At 23.6% G+C, this 18,374-nt stretch carries 19 protein-coding genes and 1 pseudogene; 7 read left to right on the top strand and 13 right to left on the bottom strand.

Going from position 1 to position 18,374, the window contains the following annotated elements:
* Positions 1–46 precede the first annotated feature (46 nt).
* Positions 47–172, bottom strand: a complete 126-nt coding sequence (locus ACQH20_RS02375; protein WP_338959655.1) for a hypothetical protein — start codon at positions 170–172, stop codon at positions 47–49.
* Positions 173–458: 286 nt separating this feature from the next.
* Positions 459–2,393, bottom strand: a complete 1,935-nt coding sequence (locus ACQH20_RS02370; RefSeq protein ID WP_425377387.1) for a hypothetical protein — start codon at positions 2,391–2,393, stop codon at positions 459–461.
* On the opposite strand from ACQH20_RS02370, the gene ACQH20_RS02365 reads away from it, so the two are divergent.
* The 3 genes from ACQH20_RS02365 to ACQH20_RS02355 all read left to right on the top strand — a co-directional run bounded on the left by ACQH20_RS02365 (position 2,394) and on the right by ACQH20_RS02355 (position 3,446).
* The gene (locus ACQH20_RS02365) at positions 2,394–2,921 is read left to right on the top strand and encodes a DDE-type integrase/transposase/recombinase (RefSeq protein WP_425377570.1); all 528 of its coding nucleotides are present in this window, start codon (positions 2,394–2,396) and stop codon (positions 2,919–2,921) included.
* A complete protein-coding gene (locus ACQH20_RS02360; RefSeq protein WP_425377569.1) occupies positions 2,909–3,040 on the top strand; it encodes an IS3 family transposase in 132 nt (43 codons plus the stop codon). Before ACQH20_RS02365 ends, ACQH20_RS02360 begins: the two co-directional genes overlap by 13 nt.
* A gap of 61 nt (positions 3,041–3,101) precedes the next feature.
* Entirely contained in the window at positions 3,102–3,446 is a 345-nt protein-coding gene (locus tag ACQH20_RS02355; protein ID WP_425377386.1) for a hypothetical protein, read from the top strand.
* Positions 3,447–3,467: 21 nt separating this feature from the next.
* Here the strand turns inward: ACQH20_RS02355 and ACQH20_RS02350 are convergent, their stop codons facing one another.
* The 6 genes from ACQH20_RS02350 to ACQH20_RS02325 all read right to left on the bottom strand — a co-directional run bounded on the left by ACQH20_RS02350 (position 3,468) and on the right by ACQH20_RS02325 (position 8,731).
* The gene (locus tag ACQH20_RS02350; protein WP_425377568.1) at positions 3,468–4,205 is read right to left on the bottom strand and encodes a pseudouridine synthase; all 738 of its coding nucleotides are present in this window, start codon (positions 4,203–4,205) and stop codon (positions 3,468–3,470) included.
* Complete coding sequence (scpB, locus tag ACQH20_RS02345; protein WP_425377385.1) at positions 4,198–4,779, bottom strand: SMC-Scp complex subunit ScpB; 582 nt, start codon at positions 4,777–4,779, stop codon at positions 4,198–4,200. The genes ACQH20_RS02350 and scpB overlap by 8 nt, the downstream gene beginning before the upstream one ends.
* Entirely contained in the window at positions 4,772–5,524 is a 753-nt protein-coding gene (locus tag ACQH20_RS02340; protein WP_425377384.1) for a segregation/condensation protein A, read from the bottom strand. The genes scpB and ACQH20_RS02340 overlap by 8 nt, the downstream gene beginning before the upstream one ends.
* 155 nt (positions 5,525–5,679) lie before the next feature.
* Positions 5,680–6,999, bottom strand: coding sequence for a hypothetical protein (locus ACQH20_RS02335; protein ID WP_425377383.1), 1,320 nt, complete (start codon positions 6,997–6,999; stop codon positions 5,680–5,682).
* A gap of 75 nt (positions 7,000–7,074) precedes the next feature.
* The gene (locus tag ACQH20_RS02330; RefSeq protein WP_425377382.1) at positions 7,075–8,382 is read right to left on the bottom strand and encodes a thymidine phosphorylase; all 1,308 of its coding nucleotides are present in this window, start codon (positions 8,380–8,382) and stop codon (positions 7,075–7,077) included.
* A gap of 28 nt (positions 8,383–8,410) precedes the next feature.
* Positions 8,411–8,731, bottom strand: a complete 321-nt coding sequence (locus ACQH20_RS02325; protein WP_425377381.1) for a holo-ACP synthase — start codon at positions 8,729–8,731, stop codon at positions 8,411–8,413.
* Between the two features lie 131 nt (positions 8,732–8,862).
* Here ACQH20_RS02325 and ACQH20_RS02320 point away from each other — a divergent pair, with 131 nt between their 5' ends.
* The 3 genes from ACQH20_RS02320 (at position 8,863) to ACQH20_RS02310 (ending at position 12,378) form a co-directional block, all read left to right on the top strand.
* Positions 8,863–9,723: a ribonuclease HIII gene (locus tag ACQH20_RS02320; RefSeq protein ID WP_252319664.1), complete on the top strand. Its 861-nt coding sequence runs from the start codon at positions 8,863–8,865 to the stop codon at positions 9,721–9,723.
* 167 nt (positions 9,724–9,890) lie between these two features.
* Positions 9,891–12,062: a hypothetical protein gene (locus ACQH20_RS02315; RefSeq protein ID WP_425377380.1), complete on the top strand. Its 2,172-nt coding sequence runs from the start codon at positions 9,891–9,893 to the stop codon at positions 12,060–12,062.
* A 160-nt stretch (positions 12,063–12,222) separates the two neighbouring features.
* Positions 12,223–12,378, top strand: coding sequence for a hypothetical protein (locus ACQH20_RS02310; RefSeq protein ID WP_425377379.1), 156 nt, complete (start codon positions 12,223–12,225; stop codon positions 12,376–12,378).
* Positions 12,379–12,453: 75 nt separating this feature from the next.
* Here ACQH20_RS02310 and ACQH20_RS02305 read toward each other — a convergent pair whose 3' ends face one another.
* The 4 genes from ACQH20_RS02305 to ACQH20_RS02290 all read right to left on the bottom strand — a co-directional run bounded on the left by ACQH20_RS02305 (position 12,454) and on the right by ACQH20_RS02290 (position 16,431).
* Positions 12,454–13,692: an IS256 family transposase gene (locus tag ACQH20_RS02305; RefSeq protein WP_425377567.1), complete on the bottom strand. Its 1,239-nt coding sequence runs from the start codon at positions 13,690–13,692 to the stop codon at positions 12,454–12,456.
* A gap of 133 nt (positions 13,693–13,825) precedes the next feature.
* On the bottom strand, positions 13,826–15,067 hold the full coding sequence (locus ACQH20_RS02300) for a DEAD/DEAH box helicase (RefSeq protein WP_425377378.1): 1,242 nt from the start codon (positions 15,065–15,067) through the stop codon (positions 13,826–13,828).
* A 457-nt stretch (positions 15,068–15,524) separates the two neighbouring features.
* Complete coding sequence (locus ACQH20_RS02295; RefSeq protein WP_425377377.1) at positions 15,525–15,671, bottom strand: hypothetical protein; 147 nt, start codon at positions 15,669–15,671, stop codon at positions 15,525–15,527.
* Positions 15,672–15,972: 301 nt separating this feature from the next.
* The gene (locus ACQH20_RS02290; RefSeq protein WP_425377376.1) at positions 15,973–16,431 is read right to left on the bottom strand and encodes a hypothetical protein; all 459 of its coding nucleotides are present in this window, start codon (positions 16,429–16,431) and stop codon (positions 15,973–15,975) included.
* Positions 16,432–16,542: 111 nt separating this feature from the next.
* On the opposite strand from ACQH20_RS02290, the pseudogene ACQH20_RS02285 reads away from it, so the two are divergent.
* Positions 16,543–17,574 (top strand): annotated as a pseudogene (locus ACQH20_RS02285) (transposase); the annotation flags it as partial.
* Between the two features lie 27 nt (positions 17,575–17,601).
* On the opposite strand, the gene ACQH20_RS02280 reads toward ACQH20_RS02285, so the two are convergent.
* Entirely contained in the window at positions 17,602–18,372 is a 771-nt protein-coding gene (locus ACQH20_RS02280) for an alpha/beta hydrolase-fold protein (protein ID WP_425377375.1), read from the bottom strand.
* Positions 18,373–18,374 lie beyond the last annotated feature (2 nt).

Raw genomic sequence — 18,374 nt, 5'->3', positions numbered from 1 at the left:
CTTGTATTGGATTTATTACTATCATTATACTTTTTTCTAAACATGGTTAAGACAATAAATTTTTATGTTCTAATTCTTCTCTTTTAAGTTGTTCTAAATAATTAGATACTTGTCTTTGATTATCACTTATATTTTTGATACAAGTTTCTAAATTACTTTTAATAATAGCCATTTTTTGTTCAATTAAACTTATCTCTACATTTAATACATTTATTTCTCTCTATTCATCATTTTTTTCCTTTCAATCTAAACTCATTTATTTTAAATTAAGTTTATAATAATTATAAATTAATAATTTTTAAACTTACTTTGTATATCCTTTTTTAGTTATTTACTTAATTTATATAAAAAGATATTAAAAATGAGAGTATTATCTCTCATTTATCTTTTTAATAAAAATTAATATTTCAAAATTATATGATTAACAGTAAAACTATATAAATATAATCTGTTAAATTCTAACTAAAGGTTACACCTTGCAAGTTAATATTCCATACTTGATCACGGAAACATTTAACTGTATCAACGCTTCAATTAATGCTTACATAAACATTTTCTTCATCATGTCAAATATGAATATAACCATGTAATTCAAGAAAGGCTCCTCAAAATCCACCATCATAATAATAACTAAGCTCAAATATATTTTTGTTTCTATCATTATTAATATCATTAGTACTAATACTTAATTGCGAACCTTTTAATTTTTGATCAGTATAAGTATTACAATAAAGACTAAAATACGAATTATCACCAAAACTTAATTTACTAAACTTATTAGAAAAACTATCTCAATCTGGTGCATAATTTGTTCAATTAGATAATAGAGTAATATCGGGGCTGGTTCAAGTACTTTTTAATGAACCAACACTATTAGTTTCACTATAATTATAATTTAGTTGATCATTATTAATAATACTACTATCAATAGTAAAATTAGCAACTATCTTCCCTTTATAAATAGTTTCATCACCACTAATAGTTACTTGTTGATTAGTAATATCATCTTCACTAAATTTAATTGCATCTAACTTTACATTTGGATTACTTTTACTAATCGCAGCTTTAATTTCTTCAATATTTGGTTTTGATAATCCATTAGTTTTAATTGTTCCTAAATTTAAATTTTTAAAAACATCACTTAAAAGTTCTGTTTTATCACAATCATAAGTAACAACAATACTATCATTGCTATAAAATTTACCATCACCATTAATAACTGCACTATTATCAGTAATTTTATCAACTATAATTTTGCTTACATCAAGATTATAGTTAGCGGTTTTAAGTGCTGAAATTAATTGTCCTTTACTTGGTTTGTTTTGTCCAGGAATATTAAAAGTTGGTAATTTATTATTTAAAACACTATTGAAATCAATAAGTAAATTATCAATTACTACATTAGGACCAGTGTATACATATTGATTAATAGATTTAATAGTAACACTATTATTTTGCAACGTTACTTGAATAGCATTCATATTTAAGTTTGAATATTGTTTTTTCAATGCACTATTAATATCTTCTAAAGTTATTACTTTTCCTATAATAGCAATTTTATCTAATCCCTTATTAATAACGTCTTTAAGAGCAATTCTAATATCAAGATTTAAATTTAGTATTACTTTACCAGTATATTTTTTTTGATTTGTACTAGTAATAGTGGCACTATTAGTAGCAGTAATTTCTATTGCAATAAAAGAAGTATCTAACTTTTCTTGGTAAGTATCACGTAATGCTCTCATTACATCATTATTTGATGGTATATCATGACCGTTGGTCTTAACCGTTAAATCTTTTTTATTAATAATAGTACTTAAATCAACACTATCATTAGTACTAAATGTAACTGTTACCTTACCAGTATAAAGAGGAATAACATCATCACCCGTAATACCTGTAATAGTTGCTTCTTTATTAGAAATAACGTCAATTTTAAGGCGATCCATTTCTAAATTAGAATATTTTTCTTGAATACGACTGTAAACAGCTTCCACAGTAGGTTTTTGACCGCTAGTACTAAAATTACCAATGGATGCTCCATCAACAATTATTGTTCTAATATCAATAGTTTGGATTTGATAAGTAATTTTAATTTTATCTTGATTATAAAAAATACCATCACCAACAACAAAAGCATAATTAGTGGTTTTATTAATAATTTTAATATTATCAGTATGAAGTTCATGATTTAAAATAAATAGTTGTGATTTTAATTCATAATCTGTAGGTATTGTTCCTCGATGTTCCTCTGGTACAATTTTTAAATCTGTTTGTGTTAAATCTTTTTTTAAATCTTTTTTGAATATAGTTAGATTATTACATGCCGTTGTACTAGCAGTGACTGCACTTGATAATAATAATGCACCCATAAATGATAATGGTTTTTTCATATATATACCTCATTTAAATATTGTAAAAAATTAATAATTATTTTAAAGTGATTATATCATAATTTAATATCAAAATACACGAAATTATCATTCAAAAATAATCATAATAAAGTTAATGATAATCAAATTACCAATCTTGTTAATAGAAACTTTAATAATAGGCTTAAAAATGAAGTTATTGTTAGTGATTTAACTTATGTTCAAGTTAATGGCAAATGAAACTATATTTGCTTATTAATTGACCTATTTAACCGCGAAATTATTGGACATAGTGTAGGTACTAAAAAAGATGCATCATTGGTATACCAAGCATTTATGCAATCAAATCGCTGTTTAAAAAATATGCAAATATTTCATACTGATCGTGGTAACGAATTTAATAACAAAACTATCGATAAACTTTTATTAGCATTCAACATTACCCGTTCTTTAAGCAAAAAAGGTTGTCCTTATGACAATGCTGTTGCTGAAGCGACTTTTAAAACTTTTAAGAAAGAATTTATTAATGAAAAAAAATTATATCATTAATCAAATTAAAATTAGAATTATTTGATTATATCAACTGATACAACAACATAAGAATTCACAGCACTCTAAAGTACTTAACTCCAGTTAAGTATGAAGAACAAATGTCTACCAAAAAATAGTCCTAAAAAGGGTTGCCATTCCAATTTTCACCAAGAATTAAGTAATAATGGATTAAGAATAATGGTTTTTAACACAAGCATGTATCATGCAATTAACAATTATCAAAATCCACCATTAATAACTCCAAATCAAAAATGAAAAATAAAAAAATTACAAGATTGAATAGATATCGGTATTAAAATCTGTGAAAAACAAAAATACGCTATTGCTAAAGAAATAAATAAATTTCAAAACTTAAATAATCATATTGAAATACTGAAAAATTTTAAAAATCATATTATTACAAATAAAAAATTACAAGACGAAATAAAAACAGCAAAAGATTTTGCTGATAATATTATTGAAATAAATAAGGTTTTTGATATAAAGACAAACCCAGAAAATATAAAAAGTTGTTATATTTAAAAAATAAATTATTCTTTTATTTTAACTCTTTTGACTCAATTTCATCAATGTTGCTACTTCTTCTTCTGTCAAATAACGATATTCACCCATTGCTAAACCTTTTAAAGTAATATTAGCAACTTGTAAACGCTTTAAAGTAATTACTCTACTTCCTACTGCTTTAATCATACGTTTAACTTGTTGATTTTGTCCTTCATGAATAGTGAGATGTAGTAAAGTATTTTCTTTTTTTATATTTTTATAAATTATTTTAACAATAGCAGGAGAAGTTGTAAATGAAGTTGATAAAATAATACCGTCTTGTAGTTTTTTAATAGCATTTGATGACAAAATACCACTTGCCAATACTTCATATACCTTATCTATTTTATAACGAGGATGAATAATAGCATTAGTAAATTCACCATCATTAGTCATTAACAACAAACCTGAAGTATCAAAATCTAAACGACCGACTGGGTAAATTCTACTATTAATATTAGTAAAATAATTCATTACCGTTGGTCGATTTTTAGGATCACTTACTGTTGTTAAACAATTAGGTGGTTTATAAAATGCTAAATAAATATGATTAGATTGCTTAATAATTTGATTATTAACTTTAATAACATCACTACTTGTAACTTTAAAACCTAACGTTGTAATAATTTGCCCATTAACTGTTACTTGCCCATTAATAATTAGTAATTCTGCTTTTCGTCGTGAACATACTCCAGAATTAGCAATAACTTTTTGCAAGCGTTCTAAATCATTATTCATTAGTAAAATTGTAGATTTCTTGTTCATCATTTTGGTTATTAAATTGAGGCAAAGTTGGTAATTGAGTTAAAGATTCGATATTAAAATGATCCATAAATTCATCAGTTAAATCATATAAAATTGGTTTTCCTGGTAATTCACTACGACCAATCTCGGTAATTAAATTTAAACTTTTTAGTTTAAAAATAATAGAATCACAATTTACACCACGAATATCTTCAATTTGTGGTTTAGTAACTGGATGATTATAAGCAATAATAGCTAGTGTTTCTAAAGCTGCTTGTGATAAACGTATTAAAGGTTGTTGTTTTAATACTTGATAGCGATTATAATGAATAGGTTTTGTTGTTAATTTATAAATATTACCAACTTTAATTAAACTTAAACCACTGGTATCATCATCATTTAATTTCATTTGTAAAGATGCAATTAAATTTTCAACAGTTTTTGGTTTTTTTGTTAATTCTAAATATTCAGCAAGTGTTAATAAATCAAGACCTTCATTGCCAACAATAAATAATAAACCTTGTAAAACTGCTAATCTTTCGTTTGTTTTTCAATTGCTATTATTCATTTTTCTCACCTCGATAAATTACTGTAATTTCAGTAAAAGTATTAGTTTGTATAATATGTAACATTTGATGATTTGCAAGATCTAAAATTGCAATAAAAGTAATAATAAAATAATGTAAAGTTAATGTTTTAGTAAAAAATAATTGTTCTAAAGTAAAATGTTGCTTGGGATTTTTTTTCAGTAACTGTTTAATTTCTTTAGCTCGATCTTCAGCTGAAATTAAGTTTAATGCTAAATTAAATGGTAATTTATTTTCATTTTGTAGTCTATTAAATAAGTTTAACATTGCTTGTGTTAGTTTATTAACATTATTTTTTACCAAAATTGGTGTAATTTCATCAACTAAATATGTTTTTAAATCACTAGGTGCTTTTGTTAATAATTGGGTTCTATATACAGCCTGTTCTTTAAAATAATTACTTATTTCTTTAAATTTTTTATATTCTAATAAACGAGCAATTAATTTTTGACGATTAACTTCATTTTCATAAGCACTATCTACTACTAGTTCTTGTTTTGGTAATAATTGTTTTGATTGCAATTCTAATAAATAAGCAGCAATCGGTAAATATTCACTTACTAAATCAATGTTTTTAATTAATTCTTCATTAATAAAATGAACATATTGGTTAGTAACATCATTTAGATTTAAATCTAAAATATCAATATTTTTTTCTTTAATTAAATGCAAAAGCAAATCCATTGGTCCTTGAAAAGATTCAATTGTAATTACTGGTTGTAACATTATTCTTGTTCCCTCAATATCATTTTATACTTATTAATATTAATTATAACTTAATTTAATAGTACTTGATTAATCTTTAATAAATAAAAAAAACTTATTTTTAATTTTTTAATGATTAAAATAAGTTTTAAAAGTTATTATATATTTAAATATTATTATTTAACTTCACGTAACATAATATGAATATTTTCAGCAGATATTTCAAATTTTGAAGATGTATCTGGTAATACTCCCTTTAGGTCATATTCTAATTTAAAGTTTAAATTAAAATAACCGTTTTTTTCGTTAGGATTAAGATTAAATCCACTTTCAGGATTAGTAATAGTTATTACACTATCCTTTCATTTAGAAGCAAGAATACTATAAATTTTATTAATTTTAGCAAAATAACCATTTGTTATAACTTGTTCTTTTATTTTTCCATCTTTGTCATAATCTGAATACTTATCTGAAGCTTTTGGTAATTCCTTTACTGTATCAACTGTTCAGTCAGAAAATATTTTTGAAATTTGTGTTGTTGCATCAACAAAAGTTTGGTTAATCTTAATAGCAGTAGTACTTTCAATATCACCAGTATTAAAAGTAGATTTACCATCATTACCAACTAAGAAATCAATAGTAATATTACTAAAATTACCATTAAATACAATTGATTTATCATCATTATTGGTCACCGTTGGATCTGTCATTTTAAATAAAGTTGATTTAGGAACATTTGAAAAATCACCTGAAAATTCAAAACTTAAACTTAAACCAGAATATTGAACTTTATCTTTAATGGCAACATTTAAATTTTGTTTAATATATGATAACTGAGTTCTAGCAATTTCTTCTTTTTCTTCTTTTTCTGCTCCTTTAATTTCTCCAGTTATTGGTAAATTTTCAACATTAATATTTAGATTACCTTTAGTAATTTCTTCTTTAATAAAGTCTCTAATTGCATCAGCTTTTTTTTGATCATTAGTATGACTTGTATCATTATTAATTGTAATTTTAATATCTTTAGTAACTGATGGTAAATTTAAATAAGAGATTTCCGCTTTTACTCATAAATGACCATTGACTAATTCATTACCAGTTGGTAAAACAAACTTAGGTTTGTCTTTTTCATCATTATCATTATCTTTTTTTGGAACATAGTCAATAATTTTGACATGTGCATCAGGGTGATATCAATTTGTTGGATGTTCATTGGTACTTTCTTTAAGTTTACTAGAGAAAAAGTTACCAATAGATGTTTGCACAGAAGTATCTAATTCGCTAAAAATTTTACCTTTCATTTCTCCTATATTGGTATCATCTGATAAATTAAGATCAGCCTTAATTTGCACACTACTATCAGTAACAAAAGAGGCAGCAAAATTAAGAATATCCCTTGGAGTCATTTGATTATTTTCACTACCACAAGCAACAACTGTTACAACTGGCGTTGTTGCTAAAGCAAGTGTGCCCAGTAATTTTAATAAAGATTTCACAAAAACGCTCCTTATCATTTCATTTAATTAATATTTTTTAAAATACTGTAACATTATAAACAATTTTAAACTAAATTACATTATTATTTCTAAAATTATTGGTTTAATATCGTATTTTTTATTAGTAATCTGAAATGTAGAAATTGCCAAATCTAAAAATTGTTGATGAAAATGTTGATCTTTATTAGTATGGAGTTCCATAATTACACTATTTTTTTCAACTTTTTGACCATGAATTTGTTTTAAATAAATTCCTGCCACTGGATCAATGATATCAGTTTTAGTAGTTCTTCCTGCTCCTAATATTACTGATAATTCACCTAAAGCATAATTATTAGTAACATCTAAATAGCCCGATAATTGTGCCTTAACTTTAATAATATATTTAGCTGGTGGTAATTTATCAATATTATCAAGATATTTAGTATCTCCACCTTGACTTTTAACAAAATCATAAAAAATTTGTAGTGGTTTTTCACTAGTAAACATAGCATTAACTTTATCAATACCCTCTTTTAAGGTTTTTACGTTTTTAGCTCCCAATAAGGCTAAAGCTACTAAATTACTAACAAGAATTTTCAAATCTTCTGGTCCTTTATTTTTTAAACTTAAAATAACTTCTTGTAATTCTATTGCATTACCAATTGTTTGTCCTAAAGGCTTATTCATATCACTAATAATAGCATAAATTTTTTTATTAAAAGCTTTACCAATATGTACCATTAATTTTGCTAACTTTCTTGCAGTTACTATATCCTGAACAAAGGCACCTTTTCCACATTTAATGTCTAGTAAAATTAAATCAGCACCCATTGCTATTTTTTTAGACATAACACTAGCAGCAATTAATGGTAATGAATCAACTGTTCCTGAAACATCACGTAATGCATATAATTTTTTATCAGCAGGCACTAAATTACTAGTTTGACTAATAATACTCATACCAACTTTATTAACAACTTTAATAAAATCTGATATTGCCAAATCACATTTAAAATTTGGAATTATTTCCAGTTTATCAATAGTACCACCAGTAATACCCAATCCTCTTCCAGAAATTTTTGCAACCTTTAATCCACAAGCAGCAGCTAATGGACCAAATACTAAACTAGTTTTATCACCAACACCACCAGTTGAATGTTTATCAATACTAAAACCAGTAATTTGTGATAAATCCATGGTTTCACCATTATTAATAACGGCTTTTGTATATTCTACTAATTCATCATTAGTCATTCCCTGAAAATAAACAGCCATTGCTCAAGCACTAATTTGATAGTCTGGTATTGTTTCATTAACAATACCTTCTGTTAAAAATTTTAGTTCTTCTTTATTTAAACTTTGTCCTAATTTCTTTTTAGAGATTAAATCAATCATATACATTTTAATAAAACACCTTACTTTCTTTTTATTAAATAACAATTGCAATTGCAATTGCATTAGTTTCATTATGTGATAAAGATAAAAGTAATTGATAATTCTTAATGATAGTTATTGGTTGATTATATTGATTATAACTAATATCAATATTTTTAAATGTTAACTTTTCTTGTGGTAATGCCTTAAAAATTGATTCTTTTAATGCTCATCTTCCTGCCAAAAATTCCTGTTGACGTTGTAAAGAATATTGATTAAAAAGTATAATTTCTTTCTTACTTAAAATTCTTTTAGCAAATTCTTCAATATTTTCTATTCGATTTACTTCAATAATATCTATACCTACACTACGCATTGTTAACTCCTTATATAAAATAAAAGGTTAAAACCCTAAAATCCTTGTTTTTATTATATAATTAATATGAAAGAAAGTGTGATATTAATTTCAATAAATCAAATAAATTTTGAAAAGATGGTGGTATATTAATGACATTTTACTTAAATCAAAAACAAAAATCATTAATTAAAGAACACTACCAAAACTATAAAGTTGATAATAAAAATAGTAGTTATGAACTATTTCAATATCATAATATAACAATTGAAATTTATCAAGAAAAAGTTATTTTTAAAGGTACTAAAGAGGATATTATTGCAGAATATCGTAGAATTTGAAATCAACTTGATGAAAATCAATCACCAGTCATTGGCAATGCTGAATTTGGTATTAATAATTTTTTTGGTCCACTTGTTATTATTAGTTCTTATATTGGTTCGGGTAATTTAGAAAAATTACGTTTACTTAACATTCGCGATTATAAAGACTTATCACAAAGTAAATTTATTGAATTAGCACAAGATATTATGAAAACAATTATTTTTGAGTCAGTAATCATTAACAATCGTAAATATAATCAATGAATTGATGCCGGTTATAGCCCCAATATTATTAAAACCTGAGGAGAAAATCAAGCATTAGTTCGTATGTTACAACATAGAATTCAATATGATACTATAGTTATTGATCAATATATTAATGAAGATACATATTACAAATACATTGAAAATATGAAAGATAATCGTAATAAAATTATTAAAGATAAAGTTCAATTTGTTACTAATGCAGAAAGTAAGTATTTAGCTATCGCTTGTAGTACTATTATTAGTCGTTATTTATTTTTAGAAGAAATTAAAAAAATAAAAGGTATTGACACTAATACAATTCCATTAGGTACTGGAAAAGAAGTTAATATATTTTTAGAAAAAATTAAAAATGAAAAAACAATTGAATTTAATAAATTTCTTGAACGTCATAGCAAAAAATCATTTACTGAATTTTTTAAATAAATAATTAAAACTTAATTTTTATTAACTATATATAAAAAATATTTTTTATTTAAAAACTATTAAATAAATGATATAATCCAAATCAGATATATGTTTAAATATATTTTTAAGTCCTATTTTGTTTATAAAAACAAAATAGGACTTTTATACTTAAAGGAGAAAATAAAATGCCAAAAGAAGAAAAAAAACCTTTATTAGAAAAAAATAAACATACTAATTATGGAATTACCCAGCAACAATCTTCTATAAATAATAGTAATTCAAGTAGTACTGAAAGTCTTAATAGTTCAAGTACAATCATCGAAATAGAAGATAGTGAAGAAAATAATTGAATAACTTGTAATAGTCGTTATGGAGGAACAACACAAAAAAAACTCGATGATAATGAAAATTGAAAATATGAAACCCAAATTAGAAATAACTTTGATAGTTTAACTTTTTTTAATGAAAGCACTATTACCATTAATAACAATCAATACTGACAAAAACTAACATTTGTTGAAAAAAATGGAACAGTAATTATAGTGATTTTAGAATTATTAAAAATAAACTTTAATAGAAATACAATAGAAATATATAAAAAAGAATACAATGATGTTAATGAATATATTCATGATAATTTAGATTTAAAAACTTTTCAAAAAAAAGAAAGAAAATTATCACTTGAAGATCAATTCTTAGAAGGTATTACTATAAAAACTATTAATAATCTTAATAAATTTATAACAAATACCAACTCACTTAATGAACAATTAAAATTATTTAAAGAAAATTCTAATAATAGAGATTTAAATGTTTTATTAAAATTATATAAGTTTTTAACAATAATACAAAATTTTATTGATCAAACAAAACCAGGAATAATAAGAAATATTGCATATAAATTTTTAGGATTATTAGAAATTTATATTGGACTTACTGGTAAAAATTTACAAAGAGTAGTTTCTAATTTTCCCATTGATGGTAAAGAACACACATCCCAAGATTATATTGATGCTATATTTTGAAATTGACAAAATTATGTTATGGTATTACTTGATACTGCACTTGGCACATTTTTCACTTCAGCAGCTTCAAGTTGATCACGAAATGTTTTTTTTAATAAAAAAAACAAAACAAATCCCATTGAAATCAATCAATTTAATACCAGTGACTTTGAAAAATATAAAGAAATATTTGAAACACTTTTATTTGAAGAAGACCATCAAAAATTAATGAAATATTTTTCAAATATTTCCATACTTAATGATTTAATACAGAAATTTAATCAAATTGAAAATTGTGTAGAAACAGAATTTGAATATCATCCAAATTTTAAAAAAGAAATTGAACGAATTAAAAAACTAATTATTAATTCACAAACAGAAAATAATAATGCTAATAATGATATTGAAATTAAACAAGTAATATCTTTAGCAAATAAAACAATTAAAACTATGGAACAACAAAATAATAAACCAATAGCATTAGTAACTAATTGAGGACGTAATCTTTTAGTTAATTTAACTTTAGAAACACTAACATGGGCAGGTAGTCATATTATTCTAACTGGTTCATCAGAAAATACTTCTAAAGAAGATTTTAATTTACATGATTGAATCACGAAAGACATTTTTACTACAGGTGCTTTAGCAGCAAATATAAGTCGTTATTTTGTTATGAGACCAATTAATAATATTTTTAAATCGGGTTTAACAAACTTAGGAATTCCAACTAATCTTTGTCCTGAAAAACTTTCAAAATGAGTTGAAAAACAAACTAGATATAAAAAAATATTAATGGCAATCCCTTTATTTTTATCAGTCACTTGTACTGTTAATGCTGTTAAAACAGAAGCTGCATTAGTTACTGAATATGGATTTCAAAAAGCCACAAAATTATTTTATGAAAAATTTGTTAGATGAACAACATTAGGATTTTCAATTGGTGTAACAGCAATTGATATGATTGCTTTTGCTATTTCTGATTTTTATAAAGATGTATTTAATCAACCAATAACTATAAAAAAAATAACAGAAATATTAACTAGTTGTTGTGGATTTACTAAAAAAGAAGCAGTTTTTCTTGAAAAAAATTTAGAAAAATTAGAAAACAATGGGAAATTCACAACTTTTGATGAATTGTTTAAAAAATATCAGGAAGAAGAATTTGAAGATTCTGGTATTGAAGAAGTTTTATCACAACAAATAGAATCAGAAAAATCATCAAATGAAAAAGAAACTGATGACGAAACATCAATAGAAGAATTTCCTATTGACAATCCATATGAATTTGCAAATGATATAAATAACCAACCATCAACAAATACAGGAATATACCATCCAATGCCATTCAATTAAAAGCACTATTACTGGTAATTTAATTTTTAGTCACTCTTTTAAAAAGAGTGACTTTTTTAATATTTTATATTTATTTTTTTTCTAAAAAATGTACACTTATTTTGGGTATTTTAGATGTATAGAATAAATATACCAAAAAAGTAGTGAGAAAGGGATTTTTATGGATAAAAAAAATAAAAGAGAAAAAGAAATAGCAAGAATAAAAGAAAAAATTGCAGCTAATAAATTAAAAAAAGAATCCGAAAAAGCTGAAAAAGAAAGACAACAACAAGAAATAGAAAATAAGAAAAAAAATGAAAATAAAAAAACTTTATAAAATTAATCATTTTTATAAAAAAATCACTTAATTAGAGGCTTTTATGTAATCTGTGTATCTTTGTTTTACAAAGTACTAGTTTAGATTAATTCTATCTTCAAATTTTATCATAAAATGAGCAATTGCTGTATTTCAATTTTGAATGGGCATTGTTCATTTTTTTGTTATATTTTCAATTGCTAAATAAAATATTTTAAAAACTGCCATATCATTAGGAAAAACTTTTTTATTTCTGATAACTTTTCGTAATTGACTATTTACAGATTCAATAGCATTTGTTGTATAAATCACTCTTTTAATTTCTGCAGGATAACTAATAAAAACAATTAAATTATCTCAATTTTTATATCAAGATTTAGCAATTTGAGGATATTGTTTATTTCACTTATTTTCAAAGGATTCTAAAGCCTGCATTGCTTGTTCTTCACTACATGCAGTATAAATTGGTTTTAAATCTGCAACTAGAGATTTTCTATGCTTATATGAGACATATTTAAAACTATTTCTAATTTGATGAACTATGCATAATTGATGTTCTGTTTTAAGATAAACTGATTGTATTGCTTCTGACATGCCTGTTAAATTATCACTGCAGGCAATAAGAATATCATTTAAGCCACGATTTTTCATTTCTGTTAAATTTGCTAATCAAAATTTAGCACCTTCATTTTCACTAATTCATAAACCTAAAACATCTTTTTTACCTTCTAAATCAACTCCTAAAGCTATATAAACTGATTTATTAATAATCCTTTTATCTTGTCGTACTTTCACTATTATGCAATCAAAATAAACAATCGGATAGACACTTTCTAATGGTCGATTTTGCCATGCTTTTACATCATCAATAACATCATCAGTAATTTGACTAATAACACTTTCACTAATATCAGCACCATGATATAACTCTTGTAATTGCATTCTAATATCTGATAATGTCATACCTTTTGCATATAAAGAAAGAACTTGTTGATCAAAACCATCAAATCTTCTTTGTCTTTTTGCAACTATTACAGGATTAAAATTACTATTGCGATCTCGTGCTACATCAATCTCAATTTTACCTTGTTGAGTTATTAATTTTTTTGAACTTATACCATTACGAGCATTGTCACTATTACTATGTTGATTCTTATCATATCCTAAATAATTTTGCATCTCAGAATTCAACATTTTTTCTACTAATCTTTTTGTTAATTCTTTATACAATTCTCCCTCTTTAAAAACTGTTGTTAAATCTTCAGTATTTTCTAATAATAAATCTACTGCTTTTGATATTGGATCATTATTATTAATATTTTGCTTTTTAGCCATCTGTAACTCACTCTTTCTAGTCATTTAATTATATTTACTAGAATTAATTAAACATAGTTATTTTTGTAAGTTACACAGATTACTAAACATTACCCTTAATTATTAAGTGATTTTTTTATAAAAATGATTAATTTTAATATTTTGGTTTTCTTTTTCATTTTGAATTATTATCAACATTACGTTTAAAATCATTTCTATTATTATGAGATGAAAAATTTAATTTAGTTGGTGCTTTAACAACATTTTTAGGTAAATCTCAACCTGTAGTATCTAGTAAAGTAATTTCATGATTTTGATAATATTGAATTTCTTGAATTTCATTATATTGAACTCTATTACTTACTAAAGTAATAGCAGTTCCTTGTGCTCCAGCACGAGCTGTTCTACCAATACGATGAGTATAGTATTCATATTCACGTGGAATATCATAATTAAAAACATAATCAATGCCATTAATGTCAATTCCTCTAGCAACAACATCAGTAGCAATTAATACTTTAACCTTACCGTTTTTAAATTGTCTCATTGCTTCCATACGTTCTCTTTGACTTTTATCACCGTTAATAACAGCACATTTAATATTATTTTGTTCTAATAATTGTGCAATTTTGTTAGTAAAAGCTTTTGTATTTGAAAAAACAATACTTAATTGTGGTTGTAATTTTTGATATAAAGTAACTAATGCAGTTTCTTTTGTTATATTACGACAATCAAAATAATATTGTTTAATATTTGCTTGTTGTAATTTTTGACTTTCATCTTCAACAGTAATACTAACTGGATTATTTTGATAATCATCAGCAATTTTTAAAACTGGTTTTGACATTGTTGCTGAAAAAAGGACAGTTTGAATATTTTGTGGTGAATTCTCAAATAAGAAATCAATATCTTTTTTAAATCCCATTTTTAACATTTCATCTGCTTCATCTAAAACTAATGTTTTAATTGAATTTAATCTTAAACTACCACGATTAATATGATCAGTAATTCTTCCTGGTGTTCCAACAACTATATTACTAGTTCTTAAATCATATAATTGATTTCTAATATTAACACCACCACATAATAAAGCAACATTAACACCATTTAAAAAATAAGCATATTTTTTTACTTGTTTAGCAACTTGGATTGCCAATTCTCTAGTTGGACAAACAATAATGGCTTGATTACGATATAATTTTATATCTAAATTATGTAATATAGGTAAGACAAAAGCAGCAGTTTTTCCCGTTCCGGTATGACTTTTTCCAATAATATCTTTTTTTTGTAAAGAAACTGGAATTGTCTTCTTTTGAATTGGTGTTGGGGTAGTATAACCTCATTTAGCAATAGCAGCAGTTAATTCTTGTTTTAAATTTAGTTCTGTAAAACTCATATATTTCTCCTTAAAAATAAATTTTGAATAAATTTAGAAAAAATGATAATTATAACCTGAAAAATAACCTCTAAAAGAGGATTATTTTAAAAAAGGATTAGTTTTATTTATTATTTATATATAATATACTTACTTACATTTTAAAGTATTAATTCATCTAATTTTTCTAAAATTAAAAGTTGTCAAATAATTTCATGATATTATTTATTTCTTTGACATCATTAACAACTTTTTGATATTTTTTTATCAATCATATCTTAAAAGAAAATTGCGAATTAATCAACAACTTAAATATAATACACTATTTTTAATTAAATGTAAAGATAAATTTTTAGAAATGAAAATATAAAAATAATAATTAAAATACTATACAAATTTTTAATTTTAATCAATTTAAAAATTTAAATTATATTAGAAATTTTTTATCATAACAAAAAAATTTGAAAAATAATATAAATTATCAAACATCAGTATCTGCTTTTTTAATAATTCAATTATCAAATAAAATATGATTATTTTTATGATTCTTAATCATTCCAGTTAAAAAACTAGTGTTTGCATAACGAATAGTTAAATAATTATAACCATGCATTGAACTTGTCAAGAAAAGTGGACAATAAAAGTAACCTTTTATTAAATTTTATAAAATAGCGTTTGTAAGTGTTAAATTTATAGGTATGAAGTAATTATTTGTTGGTTTGGAATGAGCTAATCGATATTCGATTGGACTCATTCCTTTTAATTTTATTTGAGGTCGATAATTATTATAAAAGTAAATATATTTAGGTAAGTTGTCTTATATTCATTCAATAGTTCTATTTTTTCTTGGAATTTGATATAGAAATTCTGTTTTCATTGTTCCAAATCAAGTTTCAGTAGCACCATTATCACAGGAATTACCTCTTCTAGACATTGAAATTTTTATTTTTTAATTCATCACATAAAATTTTATAAGAAGGATTTGTATAGTGAAATCCTTGATCTGATTGTAAAATTCATGAAGTAGGTTTTTGAGCATTAACTCAAGCTTGGATAATGTTTTGGACAACAAATGTCATGTCTAAACTTGCACTTATTTTATAATCTAATATTTCATTATTATGAAAATCTTTAACAATTGATAAATAATATGTTTTACCATTAGTTAATAAATAAGTTATATCAGTACCTAATTTTTCATTTAAATTAGTAGTTGAAAAATCACGTTTTAATAAATTATCATATCTTAAACTTCCTGATTTAGTTCTATAATCAAATTTTTTTATGCGAACCTTAGCTTTTAAACTCATATTTTTCATATATCTATATACAATATGAAATTTTAATTTTAAATTATAAATTTTGTTAATTCATAAAGTTATCATTTTATAACCATAAATTTCTTGAAATTCCTGAATTGTAAAATTAAAAAGGACATTTATATAAAAATTAAATTGTGTTAATTCTATAATTAAGAAAAGAAAGGAATTAGCACAATGTATAAGTATCTGACTATTGAATCAATAATAGCAATAAAAGAATATAAAAGTTATGAATTTTCAATTCGTAAAATAGCAAAAGCTGTTGATTATAGTAAATCAACTGTACATAGAGTTTGCAGATTATTAAATCAAAACTTATTAACATTAGAAATATTGAATCAAATTCAAAAAAAGAAGCAAAATGCAGGTAGAAAATTAATAATTTTAACTTTAACAGAAATTAATACTATTAATTATTTGTTAATTGCTAAAAATTATGCGCTTGATATAATTGCTAATTTTTTAAAGGAAAATAAAATAAAAAGTATTTCAACAAAAACTTTATATAACATGTTTAAAACAAATCGAATGGGTTTTGATGAAAATAACTTATTGAGAAAAGGAAAAAATAAACCTCATAAACGAAAAGAAACTAGAGGACGAATTAATAATTGTAAATCTATTCATGAAAGAAATTTAATCATTCCTAATATTAAAAATATACAAGAATTTGGTCATTTAGAGGGTGATACTATCATTGGTAAAGATCATAAAAGTTCTATTATTACTTTAGCTGATATATGATCAAAAACCACAATTCCTTTAGTTTCTAAAAATCATAAAGCAGAAAATATTACAAAAAGTATAATAAAATTTATTTCAAAGTTACAAAAAGGAACAGTTAAAACTATTACTTTTGATCGTGGTAAAGAATTTAGTAAATGAAAATTAATCGAAAAAGGGACTTTCCAGCAATCTGTGTAACTTAGTGATTTTACAACTAAAATTTATTTAAAAAACACAGTTTTTAGGAAAGTCCCTCGAAAATTTGCAATGTTAAGATTTATTTTGCAGATCCTGGCAAACCTTGTCAAAGAGGTTTAAATGAAAATAATAATGGTATTTTAAGAAGATATTTACCAAAATCTACAGATCTATCTTTATATAAACAAAAAGACTTAAATGCTATAGCATTTCAAATTAATTCTACACCCAGAAAATCACTATCTTATAAAAGCCCCAATAGACTTAATACAATTATTTTAAAAACTGTCCCATTTGTCCCTTTTATATTTACAATTCAGGATTTTCATTAATATATTTAATTCATCATTTAAAACCATGACTACCATTTTCATCAATTACTAAATTAGTAGTAATTTTTCTATTAGTTAATATTTTTTTTAATTCAATAGTATTACTTTCATAATTTGTTACTAATTTCCCTTCAAAAAACTTTGGTTCTTTTTTTCCTACCCATAGTTCAACTATTAAAGGTTGATTATTATTTAAAACTTTAGTTTTTAAATCTTCAATAATTTGTGAATTAAATCAAATTGCTGGCGAAAATAATAATAATTTTGTAAATTGTAATTTTGATAAATATAACATTTGTAAACAAAAATATGCTCCCAAAGAACAACCAATGGCATTTAAATTTTTAATTTTTAAATTAAACTTTTTAATAACAAATGGTATAACCTCATTAATAATAAATTCTAAGTAATTTTTACCATTACCACCAAGAAAATCAATGTTACTTTTTTTTAATTCAGGAAAATATTTTGTCATTAATATTTTTACATCATCATTGGTATAAGTTGCTAAATCATTAAAACGAGTCATATTATTGGTACTACCAATACCAATAAAAATACAATTACTATTATTTTCAAATAAAATATTACTATTACTATTAAGTAACATATCTTTACCATCAAAAACTAAATAAACTTCATAAGCAATATTTTGATCATAAATAGAAGGTAAAGCAATAATAATATCTTTATTAATGTTTAAAAATTTACTTTTAATATTTTCAACTTTTATATCATAATTATTCATAT

It is taken from the genome of Spiroplasma endosymbiont of Aleiodes alternator (assembly GCF_964031135.1).
GTDB lineage: Bacteria > Bacillota_I > Bacilli_A > Mycoplasmatales > VBWQ01 > Spiroplasma_E.
The sequence above is the reverse complement of the archived record's forward strand: the minus strand, read 5'-3'. Positions and strand labels throughout refer to the sequence as shown.